Origin of the sequence: Ruegeria jejuensis (genome assembly GCF_041537905.1) — a bacterium.
In the GTDB taxonomy this organism is placed as follows: domain Bacteria; phylum Pseudomonadota; class Alphaproteobacteria; order Rhodobacterales; family Rhodobacteraceae; genus Ruegeria_C.
The window spans coordinates 50,917-77,578 of sequence record NZ_JBGRUO010000007.1 but is presented as its reverse complement, the minus strand read 5'-3'; the positions used below and the strand labels follow the sequence as shown (position 1 = coordinate 77,578).

General features: G+C 58.8%; 25 protein-coding genes. 16 read left to right on the top strand and 9 right to left on the bottom strand.

Annotated features, from left to right (window positions below; all coding sequences use genetic code 11):
- Nucleotides 1-4: 4 nt before the first annotated feature.
- The gene (locus AB1E34_RS10275) at nucleotides 5-1,213 is read right to left on the bottom strand and encodes an NAD(P)/FAD-dependent oxidoreductase (RefSeq protein WP_372572252.1); all 1,209 of its coding nucleotides are present in this window, start codon (nucleotides 1,211-1,213) and stop codon (nucleotides 5-7) included.
- A gap of 193 nt (nucleotides 1,214-1,406) precedes the next feature.
- On the opposite strand from AB1E34_RS10275, the gene AB1E34_RS10270 reads away from it, so the two are divergent.
- A complete protein-coding gene (locus AB1E34_RS10270; RefSeq protein ID WP_372572251.1) occupies nucleotides 1,407-1,811 on the top strand; it encodes a rhodanese-like domain-containing protein in 405 nt (134 codons plus the stop codon).
- Nucleotides 1,812-1,835: 24 nt separating this feature from the next.
- On the opposite strand, the gene AB1E34_RS10265 is transcribed toward AB1E34_RS10270, so the two are convergent.
- Together AB1E34_RS10265 and AB1E34_RS10260 are read right to left on the bottom strand one after the other, a co-directional pair.
- Nucleotides 1,836-2,603 carry an IclR family transcriptional regulator gene (locus AB1E34_RS10265; RefSeq protein ID WP_372572250.1) on the bottom strand — a complete coding sequence of 256 codons (768 nt, stop codon included), beginning with the start codon at nucleotides 2,601-2,603 and terminating at the stop codon, nucleotides 1,836-1,838.
- A 41-nt stretch (nucleotides 2,604-2,644) separates the two neighbouring features.
- Nucleotides 2,645-4,933 (bottom strand): molybdopterin-dependent oxidoreductase, encoded by a 2,289-nt coding sequence (locus AB1E34_RS10260; protein WP_372572249.1) that lies wholly within the window; start codon nucleotides 4,931-4,933, stop codon nucleotides 2,645-2,647.
- Between the two features lie 68 nt (nucleotides 4,934-5,001).
- Between AB1E34_RS10260 and metC the strand changes: the two genes are divergently transcribed.
- From metC to AB1E34_RS10245, 3 genes are read left to right on the top strand one after another with little or no spacing between them, the layout of a single operon-like run.
- On the top strand, nucleotides 5,002-6,201 hold the full coding sequence (metC, locus tag AB1E34_RS10255; RefSeq protein WP_372572248.1) for a cystathionine beta-lyase: 1,200 nt from the start codon (nucleotides 5,002-5,004) through the stop codon (nucleotides 6,199-6,201).
- Nucleotides 6,202-6,210: 9 nt separating this feature from the next.
- Entirely contained in the window at nucleotides 6,211-6,846 is a 636-nt protein-coding gene (locus AB1E34_RS10250) for a VOC family protein (protein WP_372572247.1), read from the top strand.
- Nucleotides 6,847-6,862: 16 nt separating this feature from the next.
- The gene (locus tag AB1E34_RS10245; protein WP_372572246.1) at nucleotides 6,863-7,747 is read left to right on the top strand and encodes an MBL fold metallo-hydrolase; all 885 of its coding nucleotides are present in this window, start codon (nucleotides 6,863-6,865) and stop codon (nucleotides 7,745-7,747) included.
- A 107-nt stretch (nucleotides 7,748-7,854) separates the two neighbouring features.
- On the opposite strand, the gene AB1E34_RS10240 is transcribed toward AB1E34_RS10245, so the two are convergent.
- From AB1E34_RS10240 to AB1E34_RS10230, 3 genes are all read right to left on the bottom strand, one after another.
- Nucleotides 7,855-8,922, bottom strand: a complete 1,068-nt coding sequence (locus AB1E34_RS10240; RefSeq protein ID WP_372572245.1) for an amino acid ABC transporter permease — start codon at nucleotides 8,920-8,922, stop codon at nucleotides 7,855-7,857.
- A 1-nt stretch (nucleotide 8,923) separates the two neighbouring features.
- Complete coding sequence (locus tag AB1E34_RS10235; RefSeq protein ID WP_372572244.1) at nucleotides 8,924-10,057, bottom strand: ABC transporter permease subunit; 1,134 nt, start codon at nucleotides 10,055-10,057, stop codon at nucleotides 8,924-8,926.
- Between the two features lie 73 nt (nucleotides 10,058-10,130).
- The gene (locus tag AB1E34_RS10230; protein WP_372572243.1) at nucleotides 10,131-11,054 is read right to left on the bottom strand and encodes a transporter substrate-binding domain-containing protein; all 924 of its coding nucleotides are present in this window, start codon (nucleotides 11,052-11,054) and stop codon (nucleotides 10,131-10,133) included.
- A 16-nt stretch (nucleotides 11,055-11,070) separates the two neighbouring features.
- On the opposite strand from AB1E34_RS10230, the gene AB1E34_RS10225 reads away from it, so the two are divergent.
- From AB1E34_RS10225 to AB1E34_RS10185, 9 genes are all read left to right on the top strand, one after another.
- On the top strand, nucleotides 11,071-11,316 hold the full coding sequence (locus AB1E34_RS10225; protein ID WP_372572242.1) for a hypothetical protein: 246 nt from the start codon (nucleotides 11,071-11,073) through the stop codon (nucleotides 11,314-11,316).
- 489 nt (nucleotides 11,317-11,805) lie between these two features.
- Nucleotides 11,806-12,585 (top strand): SDR family NAD(P)-dependent oxidoreductase, encoded by a 780-nt coding sequence (locus AB1E34_RS10220; RefSeq protein ID WP_372572241.1) that lies wholly within the window; start codon nucleotides 11,806-11,808, stop codon nucleotides 12,583-12,585.
- 12 nt (nucleotides 12,586-12,597) lie between these two features.
- On the top strand, nucleotides 12,598-13,803 hold the full coding sequence (locus AB1E34_RS10215) for an acyl-CoA dehydrogenase family protein (RefSeq protein WP_372572240.1): 1,206 nt from the start codon (nucleotides 12,598-12,600) through the stop codon (nucleotides 13,801-13,803).
- 30 nt (nucleotides 13,804-13,833) lie between these two features.
- Nucleotides 13,834-15,417: an AMP-binding protein gene (locus tag AB1E34_RS10210; RefSeq protein ID WP_372572239.1), complete on the top strand. Its 1,584-nt coding sequence runs from the start codon at nucleotides 13,834-13,836 to the stop codon at nucleotides 15,415-15,417.
- Nucleotides 15,404-16,432, top strand: coding sequence for a phosphotransferase family protein (locus AB1E34_RS10205; protein ID WP_372572238.1), 1,029 nt, complete (start codon nucleotides 15,404-15,406; stop codon nucleotides 16,430-16,432). The genes AB1E34_RS10210 and AB1E34_RS10205 overlap by 14 nt, the downstream gene beginning before the upstream one ends.
- Nucleotides 16,432-16,944 carry a TRAP transporter small permease subunit gene (locus AB1E34_RS10200; protein WP_372572237.1) on the top strand — a complete coding sequence of 171 codons (513 nt, stop codon included), beginning with the start codon at nucleotides 16,432-16,434 and terminating at the stop codon, nucleotides 16,942-16,944. The genes AB1E34_RS10205 and AB1E34_RS10200 overlap by 1 nt, the downstream gene beginning before the upstream one ends.
- Nucleotide 16,945: 1 nt before the next feature.
- Nucleotides 16,946-18,244 carry a TRAP transporter large permease gene (locus AB1E34_RS10195; RefSeq protein WP_372572236.1) on the top strand — a complete coding sequence of 433 codons (1,299 nt, stop codon included), beginning with the start codon at nucleotides 16,946-16,948 and terminating at the stop codon, nucleotides 18,242-18,244.
- A gap of 30 nt (nucleotides 18,245-18,274) precedes the next feature.
- Complete coding sequence (locus tag AB1E34_RS10190; protein WP_372572235.1) at nucleotides 18,275-19,324, top strand: TRAP transporter substrate-binding protein; 1,050 nt, start codon at nucleotides 18,275-18,277, stop codon at nucleotides 19,322-19,324.
- Between the two features lie 472 nt (nucleotides 19,325-19,796).
- Nucleotides 19,797-21,170 (top strand): S8 family serine peptidase, encoded by a 1,374-nt coding sequence (locus AB1E34_RS10185; RefSeq protein ID WP_372572234.1) that lies wholly within the window; start codon nucleotides 19,797-19,799, stop codon nucleotides 21,168-21,170.
- Here AB1E34_RS10185 and AB1E34_RS10180 read toward each other — a convergent pair.
- Entirely contained in the window at nucleotides 21,167-21,910 is a 744-nt protein-coding gene (locus tag AB1E34_RS10180) for an anti-sigma factor family protein (protein ID WP_372572233.1), read from the bottom strand. The genes AB1E34_RS10185 and AB1E34_RS10180 overlap by 4 nt on opposite strands.
- Complete coding sequence (locus tag AB1E34_RS10175) at nucleotides 21,907-22,413, bottom strand: RNA polymerase sigma factor (RefSeq protein ID WP_372572232.1); 507 nt, start codon at nucleotides 22,411-22,413, stop codon at nucleotides 21,907-21,909. The genes AB1E34_RS10180 and AB1E34_RS10175 overlap by 4 nt, the downstream gene beginning before the upstream one ends.
- Before the next feature lie 303 nt (nucleotides 22,414-22,716).
- On the opposite strand from AB1E34_RS10175, the gene AB1E34_RS10170 reads away from it, so the two are divergent.
- The 3 genes from AB1E34_RS10170 to AB1E34_RS10160 all read left to right on the top strand — a co-directional run bounded on the left by AB1E34_RS10170 (nucleotide 22,717) and on the right by AB1E34_RS10160 (nucleotide 26,080).
- Nucleotides 22,717-23,532 carry an alpha/beta fold hydrolase gene (locus AB1E34_RS10170; protein ID WP_372572231.1) on the top strand — a complete coding sequence of 272 codons (816 nt, stop codon included), beginning with the start codon at nucleotides 22,717-22,719 and terminating at the stop codon, nucleotides 23,530-23,532.
- A 125-nt stretch (nucleotides 23,533-23,657) separates the two neighbouring features.
- On the top strand, nucleotides 23,658-24,605 hold the full coding sequence (locus AB1E34_RS10165; protein ID WP_372572230.1) for a DUF1611 domain-containing protein: 948 nt from the start codon (nucleotides 23,658-23,660) through the stop codon (nucleotides 24,603-24,605).
- Nucleotides 24,602-26,080, top strand: a complete 1,479-nt coding sequence (locus tag AB1E34_RS10160; protein ID WP_372572229.1) for an ABC transporter transmembrane domain-containing protein — start codon at nucleotides 24,602-24,604, stop codon at nucleotides 26,078-26,080. The genes AB1E34_RS10165 and AB1E34_RS10160 overlap by 4 nt, the downstream gene beginning before the upstream one ends.
- Here AB1E34_RS10160 and AB1E34_RS10155 read toward each other — a convergent pair.
- Nucleotides 26,077-26,478 carry a GNAT family N-acetyltransferase gene (locus tag AB1E34_RS10155; protein ID WP_372572228.1) on the bottom strand — a complete coding sequence of 134 codons (402 nt, stop codon included), beginning with the start codon at nucleotides 26,476-26,478 and terminating at the stop codon, nucleotides 26,077-26,079. The two genes, AB1E34_RS10160 and AB1E34_RS10155, sit on opposite strands and share 4 nt — an antisense overlap.
- Nucleotides 26,479-26,662 lie beyond the last annotated feature (184 nt).

Below are 26,662 nucleotides of genomic sequence, written 5' to 3'. Positions count from 1 at the left end.
GTCTCTATAGGCTCTTGATGACTTGGTTGGCCGTGAACGCCGTCTGGTACAGGCGGGACATGATCGGGGCCGACGGGACGGTTGATAGTTCGGTCATCGGCAGCGGCAACTCGGCCGGGTCCATGCCCGAGATCAGATCAGCCATGCACTGCCCAAAGATCGTGCCTGTGGTGATCCCGCGACCGTTATAGCCAATAGGAGTCAGCAGGTTCGGGGCCAGTTGGTAGATGCGTGGCAGGTGGTCCGGGGTCATTGCGATCTGGCCATGCCAGGCCTCTTCAAACTCGACCGGGCCCAGTTCGGGATAAAGGCGTGCCAGCTGTTTTTTTGCCCAGCGATGCGACAAGCCGCGACCAACCTTGCCCACAACCGTCCCCATCGAGCCGATAACGATCCGGTCATACGCGTCACGGCGAATGCTGAACATGATTTGACCGGTGTCCCAGATGCCCTGACGACCCGGCAGAATGTGGGACATATCGGCATTCAGCGGTTTGGTCGCCAGTTGGAAATAGTGGATCATCGTGAAAACACGCTTCAAATCCGGCCACAAATCGTCGCTATAGGCGTTTGTGCCCAACACGACATATTTGGCGCGAACGGTGCCTTGATCGGTTTCAACCACCCACATCCCGCCATCGCGGCGCAGCTTGGTCGCTCGGACACCCGTGCTGATCCCGGCTCCGGCGCCCTTTGCGGCGCGCGCCAGACCCCGACAATAGCCCATCGGGTTTATAGTACCCGCCCGATGATCCAGCAGACCGCCATAAAACGCGCGCGTGCCGGTTTTCTCGACCATGTCTTCGGCCGACAACAAATCGACCGGTTCGCCCAAACGCTCCCACTCCGCGTGGCGCGCTTGCAGGTCCTTGAAACCCGACGGCGCATGGGCTGCGTGAATGGTTCCGGTCTTGGTAACCTCGCAACGGATCTGATGCTTTTCGATCAAGTCAAAGACTTGCGCAGGGCCTTCGCCGAAGCGTTTTATGAAACGTGGCCCATAGGTATCCCCCAGCTTCTTGCGCACGGCAGCAGGTGGATGCCAGACGCCGGCATTTACAAGACCCACGTTCCGGCCCGATCCACCATAGCCAATGTGCTTGGCTTCAAGCACCTGGGTGCTCAGACCGCGTTCAGCACAGTAGAGCGCCGTCGAAAGCCCGGTGAACCCACCGCCCACGATGGCGACATCCGTCTCTACATCGCCAGCCATCGGGTTTTGGAGATCCGGTTCTTTGGCTGAGGTGTCCCAAAGAGAAATCGGACTGTCTGTTCTCATAGGTTGGCCTATCCCTCACAAGTGTGAACGCACGCCAAGGGGCGCACGATTCATTTTGAGCAGGTTGCAATGAACTTGCTATTGTGTCAATATACGAAAACCATGTTATATATACCGGAACAATATCATGCCCACTCTTAAAAAATCCGCCGCACAGATGGTGCAGGAGTCTCGCGACCGCATTGAAGAGATCGAAACCGCTGATCTCATCGCGATGGTCGACGACCCGAATGTCGTGATCGTTGACATTCGCGATGTCAGAGAACGCCAGCGGACGGGCTTCATTCCGGGCAGCTTTCATGCCCCGCGCGGCATGATCGAGTTCTGGGTCGATCCCGACAGCCCGTACCACAAGGACATCTTTGCGCAGGAGGGCAAGAAGTACGTCTTTCACTGTGCGTCCGGATGGCGCTCGGCGATCACCGTTGCCACATTGCAGGATATGGGCTTTGACGCCGCACATCTCAAAGAGGGTTTCGGGTCCTGGGAAAAATCAGGCGGCCAGGTTGAAAAAGTCGCCAAAAAAGACTGACGCAAGCGATGGGTGATGCTCACCTCATAGCCGGCGCAGTTTCTGTGACACGCCTGCGGCGGCGTGCCGAACGAGCGTTCCCAACCGGTCTTCGTCGCCCTCGACGAGGTTGATGTCGGGCAGAGAGATACCCAGCGCTGCAACCGCCTCGCCATCCGGCAACAGGATCGGTGCGCCGAAACTCAGGATGCGATCGCGAAATTCACCACGGTCAAACGCGTAGCCCCGCCTGCGCGTTTCGGCCACATCCTGCTGCAACGCGTCCAATGTGGTAAGCGTGTTGTCCGTGTAGCGCGCCAGCTTGTCGGCCAACTTGTCTCGCATCTGTTCAAAGTTGCTGGCCATTATCGCCTTGCCTGTGCCCACGCAATGGATCGGCGCGCTCCCGCCAACCGGGTTCCATGACCGGATCGGCTTCAGACTGTCGATCTTGTCGATATAGACCACCGTGAGGCCTTCCGGCACCGCCAGATAGATCGCCTCGCCGGTCTTTTGGCTCAGATGCGCCATCTCGGGCGCCGCCACAGCGCGCAGATTCAGATTCTCGACCGAACTGCGCCCAACCTGCCAGGTCTTGAGCGTCGCGGCATAACTCTTGTCATCCAGATGTTTCACATAGCCAAGCGTCGTCAGCGTTTGCAAAAGCCGAAATGTGTTTGATTTGGTCAGCTCCAACTCGCGCGACAGCTCAGTGACACCCTTGCTGCGTTGTGACGCGGCAAGGTTCTCCAATATGGCCAATCCTTTGGATAGGGTCGAATCCACCTTTGGCGCTTTTGATTTTTCGGTCACGTGTTTAAGTCTCCTCCCGACTTGTTCTGCGTATCAGAACGCTAAACAGCGTCAAACTCCGGCGGCTCGTGTACCGTGATCGGCGGCACCGTTCCGTCAAAGCGTTGTATTTCGACCATCGCAGAATGCGACGCCGGGCTTTGCGTCAGGCTTGAGGTGCGAAAATCGTGGGTCAGGGCGTTTGGATTGCCGTGGCGATCACGCTCTTGCGGCGCATTGAAATCGGGATCATACCACGCGCCGGTCCACAGAAAAACGCAGCCTTTTCTGATGTCATCCGTAATGCGCGCGCCCGCCAGACAGCGCCCCCTCTCGTTGAACAGTTCAACCACATCGCCCTCGGCAATGCCCCTTTCGGCAGCATCTTCAGGGTGGATCAGGATCGGCTCCCGGCCTTGAACCTTATGGCTGCGACTGAAATCCCCATTGTCGAGCTGAGAATGCAGCCGTGTCCCTGGCTGACCCGATATGAGATACAGCGGATGCAAACCCGCCACCACATCCCTGGGGGCGAACCAGGTCGCGTGGCCCGCACAATCCTCAAGCCCAAAACTTGCTATCCGCTGCGAATAGAGTTCAATTCTCCCGCTCGGGGTCTGCAGTGGGTTGACCACTGGGTCCTTGCGAAACTCCGCCATGAAGACCTGATCCGGCGACGGGTCATGCAACTCGACGATATCGCCCTGAATGAAGCTCTCCCAATCCGGCAGGCTTTCCCCCGCCGCTTTAGCCGCCTGCTGCGTCTCGCTCCAGATACGCTTCAGCCACATGTCCTTGCTCAAACCTTCAGTAAAGGTCTCTGCGTCGCCCATCCGATCGGCAAGGTCGGCGAAGATGTCAAACTCAACCCGTGCCTCACCCACCGGCGCGGAACTTGCAGGCATTGGCACCAGGGCATTGTCTGATTTGCCGCCACCAAAATCCGTGCGTTCCTGCGCTGCGGCGACCGGCAGCACGATATCCGCGTGTCGCGCCGTCGCTGTCCAGTTCAGCTCATTCACAATTACGGTTTCGGGGCGTTGAAACGCGGTGTGAAGGCGCCGCAAATCCTGGTGGTGGTGGAACGGATTGCCGCCCGCCCACCAGACCATGCGAATATCAGGGAAGGTCCGGGTCTCTCCATTGTATTTGTACGATGCACCGGGGTTCAGTAGCATCTCCGAGATCATGGCCACGGGAATGAAATCGCTCACCCGGTTCTTGCCTTGTGGCAAGGCACCCCAGCGAAACGGACGCTCGATGTTCCCGATATTGGCATTCACGCCGAACCCGACAGTGTAGCCACCGCCCGGCAATCCGATCTGACCCAGCATCGCGGCCAGAGTGACGGTCATCCACAAAGGCTGCTCACCATAGTCGGCCCGTTGCAGCGCGGCGGCGCAGGTGACCATTGTGCGCCCTGCCGCCATCTCACGCGCCAGCGCTAAGATGCGATCTTTGGGCACCCCGGAAACTCCGGCGGCCCACTCGGCTGACTTCACAACACCGTCAACCTCGCCGCGCAGATAGGCGGCCACCTTGTCAAACCCGACTGTATAACGCTCCAGAAAATCCGGGTCATGCAGCCCCTCGATCAACAGCGTATGCGCCAGCCCCATCATCACGGCGGTGTCGGTGCCGGGTTTTGGCGGCAGCCATTCCGCCGCTATCTCTTCTGCCGCATCTGTTTTCAGCGGGCTGAGATTCACAAACCGAACGCCGGACTCAGCGCAGGCTTTCAGATTGTCGACCATCCGGTGTTTGGCCACACCGCCATCGCTGACTTGCGTGTTCCGCTTGGCCATGCCGCCAAACATCACCACCAGATCGGTGTGTTTGGCGATCACTTGCCAGCGCGTGGCTTGCGCGACCTGCATTCTGAATGGCCCGACGATATGCGGCATCAGCACCAGGGCCGCGTTGTAGCTGTAATTCCCTTCAGAGCGGACAAAACCGCCCTGCCCACTCAGGAATCGCTTCAGCTGGCTTTGCGCATGATGAAACCGCCCCGCGCTCGACCAGCCGTAAGATCCCGCAAAGATCGCCTCGTTGCCATGGTCCTGCCTGACCCGTTTCAATTCCTTCGCAAGCAGATTGAGCACGTCGTCCCAACTTACTTCGACAAAGCTGTCGCGCCCGCGCACGCCTTCCCCCGTCAGCCAGCCGCGCCGCACGGCAGGCCGACGCACGCGTGCGCGCCCGTTCAGGCTGGAGGCGATGTTGGCATTGATCTCGGACGGGTTCGGATCGGCAGGATGCGGATGTACGGCCACCAACCGGCCTTCGACAGTCTCGGCAATTCCGGCACCCCAATGGCTTCCAGTCAGAGTCCGGGCAGGTTTTTCAGTCACTCTCATTGTTCCGGTATAAAAAACTGATTTTCCGAATATTGACACATCAGAAAGGGACTGTCATCCTAATGATCGAATTAGAGGGCACAAAAGTGCGGGATACCCCTGTAAATTTATCCGACTGCCTGGTGCAGGACGGACGACCGGATCGCGTTGAGGGTCGGCATGTGAACATGCCTATCGAACTGGGCTCGACCATGGTCTTCGACACATTAGCGGAGTTCGAGCGCGCGCGCGATGCCCGCTATGAAAGTGGCACGCTCTATTACGGGCGCTACGGCAACGCCGCGACGTATAAGCTGGAAACGATGCTGGCAAAACTGGAAGGTGCCGAAGCGGTCACGCTTACGTCTTCCGGTGTGGCGGCGGTCTCCACAACACTGATGGCGCTGACCCGCCCGGGCGCTCATCTGTTGGTCGCCGACAATGTCTATGGCAACACGCGTGCGTTTTGTGATGGATTGCTGACCCAACAGGGCGTCGAGGTCGAATATTTCGATCCGATGATCGGGGCAGGCATTGCAGAGCTGATACGCGAAACCACTGCTGCGATCATGTTCGAAAGCCCCGGCTCGGGCACGTTCGAGATGCCCGATATCCGTGCCATCGCGGGTGCTGCGCAAAAGGCAGATGTCGCCACCGTGCTTGACAACACCTGGGGTACGCCGGTCTTCAGCCAGCCCCTCGCCTGGGGTGTTGATATTGTGGTCTATTCGGGCAGCAAATACATCTCCGGGCATTCCGACTGTATGCTTGGTATTACCGCCAGCAACGCTGCCTATGCCAAGGTCATCCGCAAGACGGTCATGCAGATTGGCGACAAGACCGGCGGGCAGGAGATTCTCTTGGCCCTGCGCGGTTTGAGAACCCTGAAGCTCCGCCTGGATCATATCGATCGTGCGGGCCGTGAAATGGCGAACTGGTTTGCCACACAATCGCAGGTGAAGACGGTTCTGCACCCCGCGCTGCCCTCCTGCCCCGGGCACGAGAACTGGGCTCGCGACTTCACCGGAGCAGCGGGCCTGTTTGGCGTGATCTTTCACACCACCAACGAAAGCGCTGTGCGCGCCTTCGTCGACGCACTGCATCATTTCGGCATCGGTGTCAGTTGGGGCGGCTTTGAAAGCCTGGTTCTTCCGGTGACACCGGTACGCACTGCAACGGGCTGGTCTGAACCCGGCCAGCTCGTCCGCTTCAATATCGGGCTGGAGGACCTTGAAAGCCTGAAGGCTGACCTCCTCGCGGCCCTTCCCCTCCTTGACCCATAAGGATACAGAATGCTCAATAAAATCGACCATTTTGCCGTCGGAGCCGATACCCTCGCGCAGGGTGTTTCCGCCATGAAGGACGCCCTCGGTGTAGAGGTGCCGCAAGGCTCCAAACACGATGCGATGAGCACGCATAATTGCGTCATGCAGGCAGGCAATGAGAGCTTCTTTGAGCTGATCGCCGTTGACCCGGACGCCCCCGATCCGGGGCGCACTCGCTGGTTCACGCTTGACGACCCCGCCACGCAAGCACGCATCAAGGAACGGCCGCGTGCGCTGTGCTGGGTGGTGAACACCAGCGATCTGGATGCCGTAATCGCGGCAAGCCCGGTCGATCTGGGCGAGATCGTCGATTTCCAGCGCGGCGACCGCACCTGGCGCCTGACCGTCCCCAAGGATGGTCATCTGCCCGAAGGCGGCCTGCTGCCTGCTTTCATCGAATGGTCGCCGGGGCCGCACCCCTCGACCGGACAACAGGACCTGGACGTGAAACTGGAAACAGTGCGGATCAGCACACCTGATGCATCCCGCCTGCAAGGCATTTTTGATACTCTGAACATCTCGCATCTTGCCGAGATATCCGAAGGCCCCTCCGCGCTCTCGTTTGCGCTTCGCAGCCCCAACGGAGAGGTTATAATCGACTAAACCCAGGAGGCCGAACATGACGACCCCGCCCATCGATCTCAATGCGAAACCCGATGTCACCGGGTTCTTTGACGAGCAATCAAACACGATCAGCTATATTGTGCGCGACCCGAACAGTAACGCCTGCGCCGTCATCGATCCGGTCATGGAATTCGATCCGGCTGCGGGGCGTCTGACCTTCGATTGCGCAGACCGGATGATCGCCTTTATCCGCGAACAGGGCCTGACGCTGGAATGGATCATCGAGACCCATGTCCATGCCGATCACCTGTCCGGCGCGCCTTACATCCAGCAAGAGTTGGGTGGCAAAATAGGTATCGGCGAGCACGTGCTGACCGTTCAGGATACCTTCGGCAAGATATTCAACGAGGGGACCGAGTTTCAGCGCGATGGCTCGCAGTTCGACAAGCTCTTCTCCGACAATGACACCTATCAAGTGGGCGGTCTGCCTTGCTTTGCATTGCATACGCCCGGCCACACCCCAGCCTGCATGGTGCATGTGATGGGCGATGCCGCTTTTGCGGGCGACACGCTATTCATGCCCGATGGCGGCTCAGCGCGCGCCGACTTCCCCGGCGGCGATGCAGGGCAGCTTTATGACTCGATCCAGCGGGTGCTGTCGATGCCCGATGAGGTACGGCTTTTCATCTGCCACGACTACGGACCGGGCGGGCGCGCGATATCCTGGGAAACCACGATTGGCGAACAGCGCGCCAACAACATTCATGTCGGCGGCGGCAAGTCACGCGAAGACTTCATCAAGTTCCGTACAGAACGCGACGCGCAGCTTGCCGTGCCAAAGCTCATCCTGCCCTCGCTTCAGGTGAACATGCGCGGCGGCGAAGTGCCCAAGGACGACGACGGCAACATGGTGCTCAAAACCCCCGTCAACAAGCTTTGACGCCTATCCACCATTGGGCTCGCCTCTCACATTAGCCATCCAGCAACAAAAAAACCGCCCGTCGGGAGAAAACGGGCGGCTTTCTTTGCGATAGCTATGATCTGATACTACCGCTCTGCCACTTTCATCCTGCGCTTCAGGTATTCGCCATACTGGCCCAGGCCAAACAGGAAGACCCAGTAGATAAGCGCAACGAAGATCAGCACTTCTAGATAATACGGTGCCCATTCAGGCGTACCGAACGCGGCATTTGCAGAGGCGAGAATGTCAAAGAAGCCGATGATGATGACGATGGCCGTTTCCTTGAACGTCACAACAACATTGTTGATGGTCGCGGGCAAAGCGTGGCGGAACACTTGCGGAAGAACGATGCGACCCAGGATTTGCCAATAGGTGAGACCCAGTGCCTTGCCGGCCTCAAACTGCCCCTTCGGGATCGCCTGAAAGCCACCACGCAGCACCTCGGCCTGATAACAGGCAAAGAACAGGCCAAACGCGATGATCACGCGCCAGATCTTGTCCCCTTCCAGCCAGCTTGGAAGCAGGATCGGCATCACGACAGCAGCCGTGAACAGCGTGGTCAACAACGGAAGCGACCGTATCAGGTCGATCACCAGTGATGCGAATGTGCGCAAAACCGGCATCTCGGATCGACGCGCCAAAGCCAGGCCAAGCCCCATCGGCATCCCGATCAGGACAACGCTGGAGAACAGGAACAGGGTCAGGGCCAATCCGCCCCACTGATCCGTGGTGACCTGCGGAAGACCCAGAAGGCCGCCCTCCATCAGCAGGTAATATGCCGCAAATCCCACGATCCAGATCACCGACAAACGCTTGGCACTCCAGGTCCATGGAAAGCAGGACAGCACGATGGTGCCCACGATTGCCAGACACGCCAGCGTTGACCGCCAATGTTCGTCAAACGGATACAGACCGAACAGGATCAGCCGGTACCGTGCGTCAATGACTGACCAGCACGCGCCTTCCTTGTTGCATTGCTCGACATTGTCGGCGCTCCAGACCGCGTTGATGAGCGCCCAGTTGATCGCCGTCCAGACCAGCCACAAAAGAACCGCATAAACGATGATGGTGATCGCCGAATTGGTGGGCGTGGAGAATGCCCGCCGCTTGAACTGTTTCCAGTCGAAATTCCCAAACATTGCTACAGTTGCCATATCAGTGCGCCTTGAGCTTGAGTTTGTCGTTGAGCCAGTTGACAAACTGGGCAATCGAGAAGTTCACCAGCAGGAAACATCCCATCAGGATCGCGATGAGTTCCAGCGTCTGACCCGACTGGGTGATCGACGTCGAAACGATGTAGAAGAGATCAGAGAACCCGATGGCGACGCCAATCGTTGTGGCCTTCATGATAAAGATCCACTGATTGCCGAGGGGCGGGATTATCGTGCGCAGCGCCATCGGCATCTTGATACGAGACCAGATGGCACGTTGGCTGAGGCCCAACGCCTCACCGGCTTCGATCAGCCCTTTTGGAACCTCTGCCAGACCGCCGCGAACAACTTCAGCGATATATGCGGAACCATACAGAACGATCGCGATGATCATCACCAAGAGCTCTGGCGAGATCGTCAGCCCCCCGACAAACCGCAGTCCTTTCAACTCGGGCCAGGAGAACACGCTCTCGCCGGTTGGCACAAAGAGACCCGACGCGACCAGCAGCAGAAGCACCAGCAGGCCGACCCAGGCGATCGCCGACTGAAAGATCCCGATCCGCGCCTTTCGCAGCAAGAACACGGCCCCAATCATGATCAGAACCAAGACCAGCGCCACGATCAGGGGCAGGTTCAATACGGGAACCATCAGGCCGCGATTTGACAGGAATACGCCGTCTGAAAGCGACATCGCCTGCCGAGGGCCGGGCAGATGGATCATAATGGCGTACCAGAAGATACCCTGAAGAATGAGCGGAATGTTTCTGAAAATCTGAGTGTAGACCGTCGCCGCGGTTTTCAGCGCCGGATTTCGCGAGTCGCGGAACGTTCCAATCAAAAACCCGATGACCGTTGAGAGGACGATCGTCAGAGCGCCAACAAACAAGGTATTGAGAAATCCGATTGTCAACGTTCTCGCATAACTGTCACTTATGTCCCGATCGATCAGGGAAAACGAATATGACCAGCCTGTGGATCGCTCCAGAAATCCGAAACCGCTGGTAAGCCCAAGCGCGCTCAGGTTGACCTTCGCACTTTGAATGGCGCCGTAAACTGCCAAGACAGTAACGGCTATAATAAGCCCTTGGATGATCAGCTTGCGCCGTTGGGCGCGCGCCTTGAGTTCGGCAACGTCCATATCTCGAGATCTCTTGTTCGGGAAATTGAGGCGAGGGCCGCCAACATCTGACAGCCCTCAGACATTTCTTACCTTAGTCGAGCTGCGGCGCGTAAAGCACGCCACCATGGCTCCACAGGTTGTTCAGGCCACGCTCCAGCTTGTAGGGGCTGTCGTCACCCAGGTTGCGATGATAGATTTCGCCGTAGTTGCCGACTGCGGCAATCATCTCGCGGGCCCATGTATCGCGGATGCCAAGGCGCTCGCCCATGCCGGGCTCCGTGCCCAGAAGGCGCGCGATCTTCGGGTTCGGCGGGTTGGCTGCCATCTCTTCGACATTTTCCGAGGTGATGCCCTCTTCTTCTGCGATCAGAAGGGCCGCCAGCATCCAGTTGGTGAAGTCCACAAACTCCTCATCGCCCTGACGCATCGCGGCCGAGATCGGCTCGTTGGACAATTGATCGGTGAGGATCACATGTGCATCCGGGTTGTCCAGTTCGGTCGCGCGCAAAACCGCCAGGAACGGCCCCCAGGCGACGAAACTGTCGCATCGATTGGCCAGATAAGCCGCCCGCAGTTCCGACGCTTTCTCATAGCTGACCATCGTGTGCTCGACACCCAGGCTTTGCAGATAGTTTGCCGCAATCCGTTCGATCGTGGTGCCAGCCTCGACGCAGATTGTACCGCCTTCAAGGTCTTTGGCTTCGGTAACACCTAGATCGCCATGCGCCATGAACTGCGCACCGCCAAAGAAGTAGGGGATCGAGAACTGAAGACCCAACTCGGTGTCGCGACCCATAGTCCAGCCGGTGGCTTTGATGATGATGTCAACATCGCCGGATTGAAGCGCCGGGAACCGCTGTGCCCAGCTCAACGGCACGATCTGCGCCTTTTCCGGGTCGCCCAAAAGGGCCGTCGTCATCGCGCGGCAGAGGTCGATGTCGAGACCCTTCCACTCGTTCTTGTCGTTTACTTCGACAAACCCGAAGTAGCTGCCATTGTGGCCAGAACAGAGCATTGTTCCCCGCTCTTCAATGGCTTTTATTGTAGGACTTTCTGCCATTGATGCGGTTGGCAATGCCAAACCGGCGGTCATGGCAAGCCCTGCCATCACTCCTTTAGCAAACATCGTTCTCTCCATCTGTTGTTCTGTATATTGGCACTTTTGTGTCAATATAGAGAATGATCAATACGACACCACGAGTCAATACATTCTGCAAAACGTTATCACCAAGCTACTCGCCAGCATCTCAGATGGAAGTGGGAGACGTTGTTATTGAGCTGAAACCCCGGGCGCGGCGCCCTTTCCAGCATTTGGCATTAGGTAGTGCGAATGTTCTCGGCAAATTCTTGAATCGAGAACCGGTTGATAGGAACATGCGGAAGTGGATTGTCATTGCCGTGACGGCCAGGGCCTCCTCCGATCTGACACCTGATAGGTTTCGGGGATCCCGAAATGGTCGGTGAAGCTAGCAGCCGACCTGCGATTCCCTTTTCCAAATAGCTCTGCCCGCGATCAAATGCGCCCGTTCAATGTTTCCGTAGCGCTAGAAGCCCGCCGATTAAACCGCGTCGGAACAACAGCACCACGCAGACAACAACAATTCCTTGAAAGGCCCGCATCCAATGATCCTAATTTGGTCAGCGCCATCTTGGGATTTCCTTCAAGAATAACCGCCATATTTTATTTCCGAACGAACGCTCGATTGACAACCGGCAAATAAATCTGCATAAACGAACGAACGCTCGATTTTTGGAGGAGATTCGAAGTGGCACCCAATACCCGATCAGATACGGCTGCTGCCGTGCCCGGAATTTCCGGAAAACGCGTTCTAGTGACGGGGGCGTCGTCAGGTCTTGGTGTACATTTTGCCCGTTTGTTTGCAAAGCACGGTGCCCATGTCACCGCCGCCGCGCGCCGGGTTGGTAAGGTCGAAGATCTGTGCGCAGAGATCGTTGCCTCCGGCGGGCAGGCGCAGGCGCTCCAGCTTGATGTTTCCGATCCGGCTTCTGTGCAGGCGGGATTTGAGGGACAAGGCTTTGACATCGTCATCAACAACGCCGGGACGACCGTGTCAGCCTCGGCGCTGGATCACACGCAGGATGATATCGACAACATCATTGACACGAATCTCAAGGGCGTCTTCCACGTCGCCCAAGCCGCCGCACGGCAAATGAAGGAAACAGGCCAAGGAGGCAGCATCGTCAATGTTGCCTCAATTTTGAGCAAACGCGTGGCTGGCCATGTCGCGGCCTATGCGGCCTCAAAGGGCGGTGTCCTGCAACTGACCCGAGCATTGGCGCTGGAATGGGCACGGTACGGTATTCGCGTCAACGCCCTGTGCCCCGGCTATATCGAGACGGAACTGAACCGCGCGTTCTTTGACTCTGAACCAGGCAAGGCTTTGATCCGGCGCGTGCCGCAGCGACGCCTGGGTCAACCGCAGGATCTGGACGGCGCCATCCTTCTGCTGGCGTCGGATCTGGGTCGTTACATGACCGGTGCGGACATCGCCGTCGACGGCGGCCATCTCGTGTCATCTCTATAAAGGATAGTCATCATGGACTTTACCATTTCGCCCAAGGTCGAGGATTACCGCGCGCGCATCGCCGCCTTTGTGTCCAACGAAATCCTTCCCGTCGAGGAAAACCGCGACAGCTGGGATGAGCATGGCAACATCGCCAAGGATTGGCTGGAGGCGCTGCGGGAAAAAGCCAAGGCCGAAGGTCTGTGGTGCCTTCAGCTCAAAGAAGAAACTGGTGGCCAGGGTCTTGATAAGGTTGGCATGGCGGTTTGCTATGAGGAAATGAACCGGTCAATCTTTGGCCCGGTCGTCTTCAACTCGGCCGCACCTGATGACGGCAACATGATGGTGCTGGAAAAGGCTGCCACCGATACCCAGAAAGAGCGCTGGCTGAACCCGATCGTATCAGGCGAGGTCAGCTCTGCCTTTGCGATGACCGAACCGCATCCGGGCGGCGGGTCCGATCCGGGAATGATGCTGACGACGGCCACCAAAACCGACAACGGCTACGTTCTGCGCGGGCGCAAATGGTTCATCACAGGTGCTGCCGATGCCAGCCATTTCATCACAATGGCACGCACCTCGGACGACCCCCGCCGTGGCCTGACCGCGTTCCTGCACCACAAGGATGAGCCTGGCTGGCGCATTGAACGCCGCATTCCGATCATGGGCCCCGAAGAACATGGCGGGCATTGCGAGATTGTCTATGAAGACATGGAACTGCCCGCCGACCGCGTTTTGCTGGGCGAGGGGCTGGGTCTGAAGGTCACGCAAATGCGGCTTGGCCCGGCACGATTGACCCATTGCATGCGTTGGCTGGGCCTTGCCAAACGTTGCACCGAGATCGCAACGGAATACGCCGCCAACCGCCACGGCTTTGGGATACGGCTTTCAGATCGCGAGAGCATTCAGATCAAGTTGGGCGATCTGGCCATGGGCATCGAAATGGGGCGCTTGCTGGTGATAAAGGCAGCTTGGGCGCTCGATCAGGGCAGCTTTGCGCGCAAAGAGGTCTCGATGGCCAAAATCCACGTCGCGAACCTGCTGCACAAGGCCGCCGATGTGGCGATCCAGATCAACGGTGCACGCGGATACAGCCAGGATACCGTTCTGGAATGGATCTACCGCTATGCCCGTCAGGCCCGGTTGGTCGATGGCGCGGATGAAGTGCATCAGATGGTTCTGAACCGTCATTTGACCGATCAAAAACGGGATTTCTGGAAATGGGAGTCCGCTGACTGATCCAGCGACCTGACATTGGGAGGAGAGGACATGTTTCGCGAGCCACATCTGGCACCGCGCCCGACAAACTTTGGCCCGCTTACGCCGCTGAGTTTTCTGGAACGCGCTTTGGAAGTTCACACGACGCGCCCCGCCGTCGCGTGGCGCGGACAAACCTGGAACTATGTTGAGTTCGGTGAACTGGTCGCCCGAATGGCCGGATGGCTGCGTAGGCAGGGTGTTGGTCGGGGGGATGTCGTCTCACTGATCCTGACCAACCGGCCCGAGCTTCTGGCCGCACATTTCGCCGTGCCCGCCCTTGGGGCCGTGCTCAACACGATCAACACACGGCTGGATGACGACGAGGTCGCCTACATACTCGATCATGCAGGCAGCACGCTGGTTCTGTGCGAAGACGCCACGCGGATCACCCTGCCCGACTGCCCGGTACCCTTCCACCGGCTCTGCCCCGAGCCGGGCGCTGAGGACGGTCTGGACTTCTTTGCTGGTGCGGTGGAAGAGCTTGATTTGCTGGGTAGCGTCGACGATGAGTTTCAGCCTCTGGCGCTGAACTATACGTCGGGCACAACGGGCCGACCCAAAGGTGTCGTCTACACCCATCGCGGCGCGTATCTGAACGCAATCAGCAATGCGGCCGGCCTGGGCTTCGACCAACGGACCCGCTATCTGTGGACGCTGCCGATGTTCCACTGCAACGGCTGGACACATACCTGGGCGGTGACTGCGGCGGGGGGTTTGCATGTGTGCCTCGACAAGGTCGATCCGGCGCTGGTGGTGCAGACCATCACGCAGGAAAATGTGACCCATATGTGCTGTGCACCTGTGGTGTTGTATATGCTGCTGGATCACATGGACGCACCGACACAGACCCGCGTCCGCGTCGGAACCGGCGGGGCCGCGCCCACACCGACACTGCTGGCCGGGCTCGAGGCGCTGGGGTTTGACCTGATGCACCTGTATGGCCTGACCGAAAGCTATGGGCCCGCGACGATCAACGATCCGGACCCGGATGCCTCGCAGGAGCTGCACGAACGCGCCGAGATGCTGGCCCGGCAGGGTCGCCGCCACAAAACCGCAGGCAAGGCCCGCGTTGTCGATGACAAAGGCAATGACGTGCCAGAGGACGGGCAAACGGTTGGAGAGATCGTCTTGCGGGGCAACACTTTGATGGCCGGGTATTACCGAGATGCGGAGGCGACCGAAAAGGCCTTTGCAGGCGGTGTGTTTCATACCGGCGATCTGGCGGTGATGCACCCTGATGGCCAGATCGAAATCAAGGACCGATCCAAGGACATCATCATTTCCGGCGGCGAGAACTTCTCGAGCCTTGAGGTCGAGGCGGTCCTGCAGCGGCACCCTGATGTTCTTCTGGCCGCCGTCGTCGCCGCGCCTCATCCGAAATGGGGCGAAACCGGCTGGGCCTTTATCGAAACGCGCGACGGGCGCGACGTCGATCTGGACGGTATCGAGCTATTCTGCCGGGAAAACCTCGCCGGGTTCAAACGCCCGCGGCGGTTCATTTCCGGTCAACTGCCCAAGACGGCGACCGGGAAAATCCAGAAATTCCTGTTGCGCGAAACAGCGAAAGAGATGGCAAACGATGACGACTCTTGATCTTGCACCCCTCGAAACTTGGCTGGCGGCGAAGCTGCCCGATCAGTCCGGGCTGACGGCCGAACCGATCAGCGGCGGCCAATCCAACCCGACATGGTTCGTCACCTGGGGCACCCGCGAACTGGTGCTGCGCAAGAAACCGGACGGGCCCATTCTGAAGGGTGCGCATGCGGTCGAGCGCGAGTTTCGCGTCCTGCACGCGCTGGCGGAGACCGACGTCCCGGTCCCGAACGCCTTATGGCTTGAGGAAGACCCCAGCATTGTTGGAACGCCCTTCTACCTGATGGACAGGCTAGATGGTCGGGTGATTTCGGATTGTACCTTGCCGGATATCTCGCCTGAACATCGCCGCGAAATGTATCTGGATATGGCCCGTACAATGGCGCGAATGCATGCGGTGCGCCCCGATCAGGTTGGTCTGGGTGATTATGGGCGGCCCGGAAACTACTTTGAACGCCAGATCAACCGCTGGACCCGGCAATATCAGGACTCGACCGGCCCGCGTATCGCGGAACTGGATATGCTGGTCGAGTGGCTGCCTGCAAACATGCCCGAGGATGACGGTGCCATCTCAATCGCCCATGGGGATTTCCGCCTGGGCAACATGATGTTCCACCCGACCGAACCACGCGTCATCGCCGTGCTGGATTGGGAACTGTCGACGCTTGGACAACCGCTGGCCGATCTGGGCTTCTGCATCATGCCCTGGCTGACAACCCCCGAGGAATATGGCGGCATTCTGGGAACAGACTGGGAAGACGGCGGCATTCCAACGATGGATGAGTTTGTGGCGGAATACTTCGCCCACGCAATCCCAACCGCCGCGCTGAAGCCCTTCCATGTCGCTTTCGCCTTTTTCCGCTTTGCGGTGATCTTCGTCGGCATCGCCGACCGGGCGCGCGCCGGCAACGCTGCCTCCGCAGAAGCCGCTCGCCTCGCACCGCTCGCAGAACGTTTCGCAATCCGGGCCCAACAAGCAATAGAGCGTGGTAATGCAAGCCCCGGTGACTCGTGATGAAAATCCTGGATTTCATCACTGCCATCAACGCGATGATCGGCAAAGCCGTCAGTTTCCTGATTTGGGCTGGTATTGTCGTGCTGTGCTACGAGGTGGTCGCGCGATACGGCTTTGGCCAACCGACACTATGGGCGCATGGCTATACGCAGCGCATCTTCGGCTCGTACTTTGTTCTGATCGGCGCCTACACTCTGATCCAACGTGACCACGTGCGGGTGGACATTCTTCTCAATAATCGCGGCCCCCGTTCCACTGCCGCTCTGGATCTGCTCAATTACCTGTTTTTGGTACTCTGGGGTCTGGTCCTCACCCGCGAAGGCTGGTTGTTCTTTCTCGATGCCTGGCAGTTCAACGAGCTGGACGACAGCGCATTGGCTCACCCGATGTGGCCGCCGAAACTGGCGCTGTTTGTCGGCTCCCTGATGATCACAGTGCAAGGCATCGTCGAGGCGCTCCGCTCCTTCATCACGATCATCAACCCACATATTACCGTTGAAGGGGATATCTGAAATGAGCCCGGAACTCTTGACCCTGGGAATGTTCGGGATGGTGCTTTTGGCCATCATCCTGGGGGTCTCCCTCTCTTTCGCGATGGGCGGCACTGCTGTCATCTTCGGCTATCTGATGTTTGGCCCCAACGGTATGTATTCCATCGTTTCCACGATGTTCGGGGGCATGTGGTCAATCTTGCTGTCCTCGATTCCGTTTTTCGTCTTCATCGGTGTGGCACTGGCAAAATCCAAAATCGCCGAAGATCTCTATCACGCTTTCTATCTGTGGTCCGGCCGCATGCCAGGCGGGCTATTGCTGGGCACCTCGGGCTTTGCGGCGACGCTTTCTGCGATGACGGGCAGCTGTGCGGCCTCCACCATCACCACCGGCATGGTGGGCATCCCCGCGATGGATCAGCGGGGCTATGACCGAAACTTCGTTCTAGGCACGATCGGAGCCTCCGGCACCTTGGGGATTCTGATCCCGCCCTCGATCACCCTGATCCTGATCGGCATGCAAACCGGTCAATCGGTGGGCAAGCTGTTTCTAGGCGGCATGGTCGCAGGCCTGATCCTGCTGGGGTGTTTCCTGCTCTATGTCGTCATCCGCAGCATGATGAACACAAATCTTGCACCAGCCGCGACAGAAAAGGCCCCTTTGCAGGAACGCCTGATCTCATTGAAATCCGTGATCCTGCCTTTGGTCGTTATCCTGTCGGTTCTGGTGTCGATCTTTGCCGGGATCGCCACGCCGACCGAGGCCGCCGCCGTAGGGGCCGCAGCCGTGACCCTGTCGGTTGCGATACGCGGCGAACTGACCTGGAACTATATCAAAGAGGTCAGCTATGGCTCCGCCACCGTGACCGGCATGGTGCTTTGGATCGTTTTCGGCGCCTCGGCTTTTACTGCGATCTATGGCAGTGGTGGTGGCACAGCCTTTCTGCAAGGCGTCCTGCTCTCCATGGATGTCAGCCCTTGGGTCATGATCCTGCTGATGCAGGCTGTCACGCTGGTTTTGGGCATGTTCCTTGATCCGGTCGGGATCATCCTGCTGGTGTTGCCAATTTTCTACCCGATTGTGGCGGGCCTCGGCGTTGATCCCATCTGGTTCTGCGTGCTGTTCCAGCTGAACCTGTGCATCGGCTACATTTCACCGCCCTTCGGCTATAACCTGTTCTACCTCAAGACGCTGAGCCCCACGACACCAATCACCCAGATCTACGCGTCGGTCGTGCCTTTCCTTGGACTGATGCTCACCGCTGGGGCACTGATCTTCCTGTTTCCCGAAATCATCACTCATTTCACCAACGCTCGTTGATTCTTGCCCACGTTTTCAGAGGAGGAAAACATGACTGATACGACCAAAAAACTCTCGCGCCGCGGCTTTCTGAGCACATCCGCCATTGCAGCGACCGGGACCGTTCTGGCTGCCCCTCCCGCCATTGCCGCCGGGAACGTCACCTGGCGGATGCAAACGCACTGGCCGACTGGCAACTGGTATTATGAAGATGTCTTCGTGAAGTTCTGTGATCGCATCACCGCTGCGACCAATGGCGAACTGACCATCACACCGGTTCAGAGCAACGGCATCGTGCCCACCGGCGAAGTGCTGAACGCCGTGCGCCGCGGCCTGCTGGAAAGCGCGTTTATTTACCCCGCCTACTGGATCGGACGTATTCCCGTTGCCGGCCATCTGAACGGCCATATCGGGGCGTGGTCCAGCCATGAGGAGATGGCTGCCTTCATGTACGAAATGGGCGCGCTTGACGTGATCCGCGAGGCCTATGCCGAACAGGGAATCTTCCAGATTGGACCCGTGTCCTACTCTGGCCTGACGCTCTATTCCAACCGGGCGCTGCGCACGACCGAGGATTTCTCGGGCTGGCGTGTGCGTTCCACGGGTCCGGCGGCACTTGTGCTCACGAAAATGGGCGCTGCGCCCGTCTCAATCCCTGGTGGCGAGCTTTATCAGGCGCTGCAGACAGGCGTCGCCGAGGGCGCGCATTGGGGCTCGACCTCTACCGGCTGGGGCATGAACCTGCAGGAGGTGAACAAATACATCGCCGAGCCGGATCTGCTGGGCCACATGAATGGTGAGGTCTTCGCAGGCATGAAGGCATGGGATGCGCTTGGCGACGATCTTAAGGCCACCGTCAGCGAAATCGTCCGCGCGACATCTGCGGATGCCAGCGCGCATTTCGTCTACCGCGACATGCTCTTCAAGAAGAAGTTCGTGGAAGAAATGGGGGGTGAGTTGACACAACTAGACGACAACACCATCGCAGACTTGCAGCGCTATTCCCTCGAAGTTGTGGATGATTTCTCCGCCAAAGACCCGAAATACAGCGGTCGCGTCGGTGAAATGCTGCACGAGTTCCAGCGCCTGCGCGGAGCCTAAAGCCTTTAGCAATGCGCCCAGGGTGTTTTTTGCCCTGGGCGCATTTGATGCTCAATTTAGCACTGCAAGACTTCCCTCATTTCTTAGCCAAAGGGGGAATATGAGAACCTCAACGACGGTTCCGGGATGACCCTGATACAGGGCGCAAACCATCTTACCCACAAAGGTCCGAACAGCGCGACTGAAAGGTCGCGCCTGTCCTGCCGCATGCTCGCGTTCCGAAGCGTTCAACTTCTGGAACGATGACACCGCTGAAATGGAGGCTTGATCCTGCCATTTCCAACGCCGCGCAAGCTCACGTGAGCAACTTGGCAATCCCCCCCTTGAAACCTAGCTTGGAATAAAACGCCGCCCGACACGTTGTCGTTTCAGACCACACTAACCTTGGGTAGATATCAAAATGCAAAAGCCAAAGAAATTCACGCTGAGAGTCCTTCTGCTCCTCGGCCTCTGGTTACCGGTTCAATTGGCGATGCCAGTCGAATGGCAGGGTTCGACCATCTCAGCGGCCTGGGCGGATGATGACGATGGCGGTGACGACGGTGGCGACAACGGCGGTGGCGATGACCGGGATAATGATCGCGATGACGATCGTGATGACGACCGAGACGATGATGACCGGCGCAGTAGCCCCGGTTCACGGACCGAAAGGGGCGGCTCAGGCGACCGGCCATCACGCTCCGGTCAAAGACGCCCGGCCAATGCCGCTCCGCAAGCGACAAGGCCGCGTGCGCCGGTTGTCCTGCCGACGCGCGCGCCCTCCGAGGTTGTTGTCTCGGATGCCTCCGCTGAAGATCTGGCACAGCTTGTATCGGAGGGCTTCGTGATCGAAGCTACCGTAAATCTTGACAACCTGAACCGGGTTCTGACCCGTTTGACAACACCGCCGGGGCTGTCGCTGGAGGCCGCACGGGATCGGGTCCGTGCTCTGCCGTCCGGGAATGTCGCTGATTTCAATCATTACTACCGGTTTGAACAGAAAGAAGGGCTCGAAGCCTCCTCTCACGCATGTTTGCACGAGAATTGCCCGGCATGGGAGATGATCGAATGGCCTCAACTGACACAGGCGAGCGGTACATGTTCGGTGCGGGTTCCGGTGGGTATGATCGATACCGGGATAAACTCGGAGCATGAAATCATGGCCGGTGCCCGGCTGGAACTGATACAGCTTTCGGATGCGTCGCTTGCGCCCTCGAAAGCCATTCATGGCACCGCCGTTGCTTCGCTTATGACCGGCGATCCTCAAAGCCGGGTTCCGGGCCTGATACATGGGGCAGAGATCATTGCCGTGGATGCGTTTTCGCGCAATGGCGCCGACGAACGCGCGGACCTGGTTTCGCTGCTGCGAGGGTTCGATGCCTTGAAAGCGCGCGGAGTGCGGGTGATCAACCTTTCGCTTGCCGGACCGGGCAACCGCCTGCTCGAACAGGCCGTGGCGCAATTGGTGCAAGAGGACGGGATCGTCGTCGTGGCAGCGGCAGGCAATGCAGGTCCCAAAGGCGAACCAGCATACCCGGCGGCATTTGACACCGTGCTTGCGGTGACTGCAGTGGATGCCCGCGCGCGCGTCTATCGCAAGGCGCAGCGGGGGCCGCATATAGATCTGACCGCGCCGGGGGTGAACATGTTGTCGGCGACCTCAATCCGTGGCGCAAGGCTGAAATCCGGGACCTCTTTTGCTGTCCCCTTCGTCACTGCAGCGGTGGCGATCATGCTCTCAACTGACGCAACACTAACCCCCGAACAGGTCCGTGCAAAGCTGATAGGTTCCGCCCGAGACCTGGGCGCACCGGGCTATGACGAGATCTTTGGTCATGGCCTGCTGAACACAAGCAACCTGTGCTAACGCGTCCAGCCGCGCGCAATCAGCGCGGCTTCGTCATCGGGGGCAAGCGCACTGCCTGCCCCCAGCCGGTCCAGGAACGGCAAGAGCCCCTGCATTTCCGCGCCACTGGCCGTCACGAACCCATCTTCGGTGCCCGATGAAGCAAGCGGTTCGGACAGCGTTACCTCGACCATCCATGTGTCGACTGTCCGACAGGCAATACCCAGATCGATGCGCTCATCTGTATGGTCGATGACCTCGAACTCGCGGCAAAACCCCTCGGCGATTGGAAGTGTCGCCAGGATCATAAGATCCCGATCCGCGTCCTGTGACAACACAACGCCCGAGGGCAAGCTGTTCAGCGCCTCAGACAAGCTCGATCCGCCCGTGAGCGGCCCGACGGCCAGCCTGGGCGGCTGTGCCGGTGTGAAGAAGGACGGGCCTGTGAAAACCGCAAGGGCCAACGCGGCTGCCAAGGCCGTCCCCACCCAGACAGCAGGCCGCTTGGGAAAAGGCACGATCTCTGCGGTTTGCCGCTTGCCCAGAATCGTGGTTTCGATCGCTTCGGGTACGGGTTCATCCAGCGGCGCCGCAAATGCCTGCGACAGGGCCTCGTTTGCCGCCATCACGTTGTCCACATAGGCCTGATCCTGCGGATGATCGGCCAGATGCAAGACCACCTCTGCCGCCTCTTCCGGCGAAAGCGCTCCATCGGCAAAGGCGGCCAGACGGGTTTTGTCCATCACGGTTTCTGCGGTCATTGCATCGGTCCTTTCGACATGCCGAGTTGTGGCAGCAGGGCATCTCTGGCCCTCGACAGACGGCTCATAACAGTTCCTACAGGCACCTCCAGAACGTCGGATGCCTCCTTGTAGCTCAAGCCCTCGATGGCAACGAGCGACAACACGATACGCTGCTTTTCGGGCAACGCACCCATGGCGTCGCGCGCCATGTCGAGCATCATCCGATCTTCGGGCAAACGCGCGGCGCGACCTCCATCGCTTAACCCCGCCACCTCTGGATCAACTTGAGCGCCGCGCGTTTTGCTGCGCCGACGATCATCGATCCAGAGAGTCTGGATGATGCGGTACATCCAGCTGTCCATCCGAGTGCCTTCGCGAAACTGTGCCGCGTTCTTCAGCGCCTTGACACAGGCGGATTGAACCAAATCATCCGCGTCGGGCTGGTTGCCCGCCAAAGATAAGGCAAAACGGCGCAGCTTTGGGACAATTGCCACCAAATCCTGCCGAAACCGATCCGTCATTGCGCAACTCCTGTTTCGCGTCATCTACCGCAACAACGGATTACCCGCCGGTTTATTCCAAAATATGATGCAATATAGCAAGCGCACCGAAATACCGGGTGACGGGTTTGGCCGATATCGATCTGTATCCAGCGACCCTTTGGGCGGAACCGGCGCCAGTCATGGTGAACTGACTCCTCCACATCCTCTCTTATGTAAGACCTCGCATCTCCCGCCCGCCAGAACCCGTATCTCAAAAAAATTTGGAATAGATCCCGAGCTACCGCGTTGTCCTCGCAAGACAGCACAAATTGGGAGTTCAAAATGTTTGATGCAGCTATGGATGTCGTGCCTGTCACCAAACCCATGACGGTCCACAAATTGTCGGTTGCTGTTGGTGGACGGATCCTGTCCGCCGAAATCCGCATACCGAAAATCACAACCCCCGGCCTGCCCCCTCTTCTTGCCCTGCACGGGATTTCGCGTAAGGCAAAGAGCATTGCTGATGCGTTCTCAGGTCCCTGCGACGCAAAAGGGCAAATCCTGATCACGCCGCACTTCTCCCGCAAGCACTGGCGGCATTTTCAGCAGATCGGAGCGTATCGCCCGGATCGCGCGATCCTGACGCTGCTCGACCTGGTGCAGCAAATGGGCTTCGTGTCGACCGAACAGGTTGACGTCTTTGGGTATTCCGGTGGCGCGCAGCTCGCGCATAGGTTTGCGATGCTCTATCCGCAGCGGGTTGCTGAGCTGCACCTTGCAGCCGCCGGGTGGTACTGCCTGCCCGATCTGAAACACGCCTTCCCGATGGGTCTTGCGCCTTCAACAAAACAGATCAAGGCAAATGTACCTGCCCTGGCGCATAATCAACTGCGCAACTACCTGGACCTGAAGCTTCGGGTCTATGTGGGCACCGAGGATCGGCATCGCGATGAGGCGCTGCGCAAAGACCCAGACGTCGATGATGTTCAGGGTCGTCACCGACTGGCGCGCGCGCGTCACTATTGCGATGCCTTCCGTAACGCGGCCACGGCGCGCGGGATCACCCCGGACCTGACTCTCACCGAAATCCCCAACTGCGTGCACAGTTTTTCCGACTGCGCCCGCGCGGGTCTGACCACGCTTGTTTGCAACTCATGAAATCCCCTATTCACAGGAGCTTAACGATGGAAAATTGTAACTTCAAAGACGCAAAATGGTGCTTTGCAACGCGCCGGATCGATCCGGACCTTGCCCGGGGGTTGTGCCACGACCTATCGATGACAATGCCCGGCGACCTCATTCTGGGGCGGGTGATGTCCATTGGCAACCATCGGCGCATTCAACTGCCCACCGGACGCCCTTCGATGCTCTACCCCGGCGACCTCGTGGTTCTGCCCTGCGGTGCGCGGTATGCACCCGACCAATTCGAAGGTCTGGCGGAGCTAGACGCCGCAGGTAGCGACATGCTGGCGGGCGGTGGTTGCATCGGGCGCATGGTCCAACGCAACGAACGCATCAAGCCACCAACCCGCATCCAGCCTCTGGGCCGTATCACATCTCAGAACGGCATGGTCCTGAATACCGGCGATTTTGCGCTGACCACGACCACCACGCCACCCCAGATACCAGTGATCTGTGTTGTGGGCACCTCGATGAATTCCGGGAAAACCACCGCCACAGCAGCACTGGCCCACGGCCTGAAACAAGCTGGCTGGAGAGCTGCGGTGCTCAAGGGCACCGGCACCGGCGCCTTTGGTGATTACAATGCCTATGTCGATGCCGGAGCGTCTTTTGTGGCCGATTTCACCGACGCGGGTATGGTGACGACCTATCTCGAACCCCTGCCCCGGATCATTTCTGGAATTGATACCCTGCTGGGCGAGGCAGAGACGCGCGGCTGTGATATCGCGGTGATGGAGCTGGCGGACGGGGTGTTCCAGCAGGAAACCGCTGCCCTTCTGGCCGACCCGGAGGCAAGGGCCCGATTTACCAAGTATCTGTTTGCCTGCGCCGATGCCGTCGCTGCGGCCGGGGGCGTGGCAGAACTGGCGCGCAACGGGATCCGCCCGATTGCGCTAACAGGAATGTTGTCTTGCTCGCCGATGGCGGTGAACGAGGCCCAGGCCGCCACAGGCATTCAAGTTCTGACCAAGGGCCAGTTGCTTGATCCGGCCTATGCGAACACTCTGGCGGCCAGAACTGGGGTACGTCGCGCCCCGCAAGCGGCATGAAACCTCCCCGCCTCTTTGCCGCACAACGAGGTCGCCTGCTAGGGTGGATCATTTGTTCCACTCTGGTGCAGGCCGCCGCTTTTGCTGCGGTAGCCATAGCAACGCGAAACGTCTTTATTGCCCACCACGCCGGAACAGGCCTCCCCGTTTTCTATATCCTGAGCGTCAGCCTAGCAGGAGCTTGTGCAGCTCTCATGCAGCTAATTTTCCGGAACCTCGCCGAGCATCTGGGGCAAGACTACGCCAGGGACATTCGCCTGAGCCTGTTCGATCACGCCAGCCGCAGCGACCAAAAGGACCTCGACCAGAGGCGCATGGGCTACCATATTCTGCGATTTACTGGAGACCTGACGGCATTGACAGGCTGGCCCGGCCTCGGTTTACCCCGTCTGGTCCAGGCGGCCATTCTGTTGCCCGCCTCGACCGCTGTCCTGATCTATCTCAATGTGCAATTCGTCTGGGTGGCGCTATGTGTGATCCTGCCCTCCGCCCTCTGGCTCGCCCTCACGCAACGCAAACTCTTGAACGCGCATCGCCATCTGCGCAAGCATCGCGCCCGGCTTGCTGCGGATGTCACAGAGCGCCTCCCGGTTGCGCCAAAACTCGCCGCGATGGGGCGCCGGAAGGTCGAGAGGAACATACTGGACCGGCGCGCCACAGAGGTGATGCAATCCGCCCGCTTTTGCCGCCGTATTTCTGAAACCAGAAAGTCGATCCCAGATCTTTCAGCGGCTTTCGCGGCCAGCGCGATCATGTTGCTTGGCAGCCTGAACGGGCTTCCAACAAGCACAATCGCAGCTGCGCTTGCCGCGCTTGGCCTGATGATACGCCCCCTACGCAACCTGATGTCCTCAACCGACCAGGCGGCGAAGTTCTGCGCGGCCCACAGCAACCTCACCCGCGCGTTGCAACGCCCGTTGGCCGCAAAGAGCAGCAGAAAAGCGCGTCTGCGCCGGAAACCGCATTCAATTGAGATAACACCCGTCGAGGGTCCTACCCTGAAATTGGCTGCCGGAGAGTCCGCCGTTATCCCGGCTTCCTTGATGGATGAGATCGAGAATGTTCTGACAGGAAATTCTGTTACCAAGGATTTCTCGCTCAAGCTGGGCGGCAAGGATGTCGCGGAGCTGACACCAGGCAGCCTGCGCCGGTCGGTTGGTGTTGTGACCGAAAACCCCCTGATCCTGAAAGGAAGCCTGCGGCGCGCCATCACCTTGGGCCTGCGCCCCAGGCCGTCAGACGCATCTATCCTGCAAGCAGCCGAAAAGCTTGGTTTAAAAGACACTCTCTCCGAAATCGGCGGGCTTGACTTCAGGCTGACCGAACGCGGCACCAATGTCAAAGCAGGTCACCGCCTTGCAATCTCAATATTGCGATTGGTGCTGCAGCAGCCTGGCCTGATCCTTGTAAAAGATGCGGCTCTGTTGCGGAGTTTTGAGCGCGCCGAGCACTTTCAGCAATCCCACAGGAATTAGGCGGCCATCTCAGCGAGTTGTTTGAGCGGACCGATCTGATCGGTCCGCTCACGTGATGGCGATTGCATCCGCCTGATGTGATGAAAGGGCGCAAGGTCGCGCGGCTTTTGCTGTTGCCTTCGGCAACGGAGATTTGGATTTCTTTCGGATTCAACATGTCCAACCCATAAGACATGAGGGCGCACACACCGCGCGGGTGGCGATCCCCTGCCCTTAAAACCGGTCGACAACCAATAACCGATATCCGTAGCGCCGTTTCCACCGGTAATGTTGCGCAGACAGCAAAGCCCCGCCAACGTCCCATCCTGAAACACATCGCAGGTCAGTTCGCACCCCTCTGCGATCTCGATCTGCCACCTGTCAATCGAGGATCGGCTATCCTCGACCGTTTTGGTCATGTCCAGCCAACCAAGCCACTCGCGCAAATCTCAATCAGTTGCAAAAGATCCCCGGCATCCCCCCGCCTAAGGGGCAGCATGGTGGCTCCCTTCCCCAAGATCAAACTTCATACCTGTCTCAACCATGTTGCGCATCCTGACCGCAATGGGTTGGCGACCGGTCTGTGAGCGGTCGCCAGCGTCT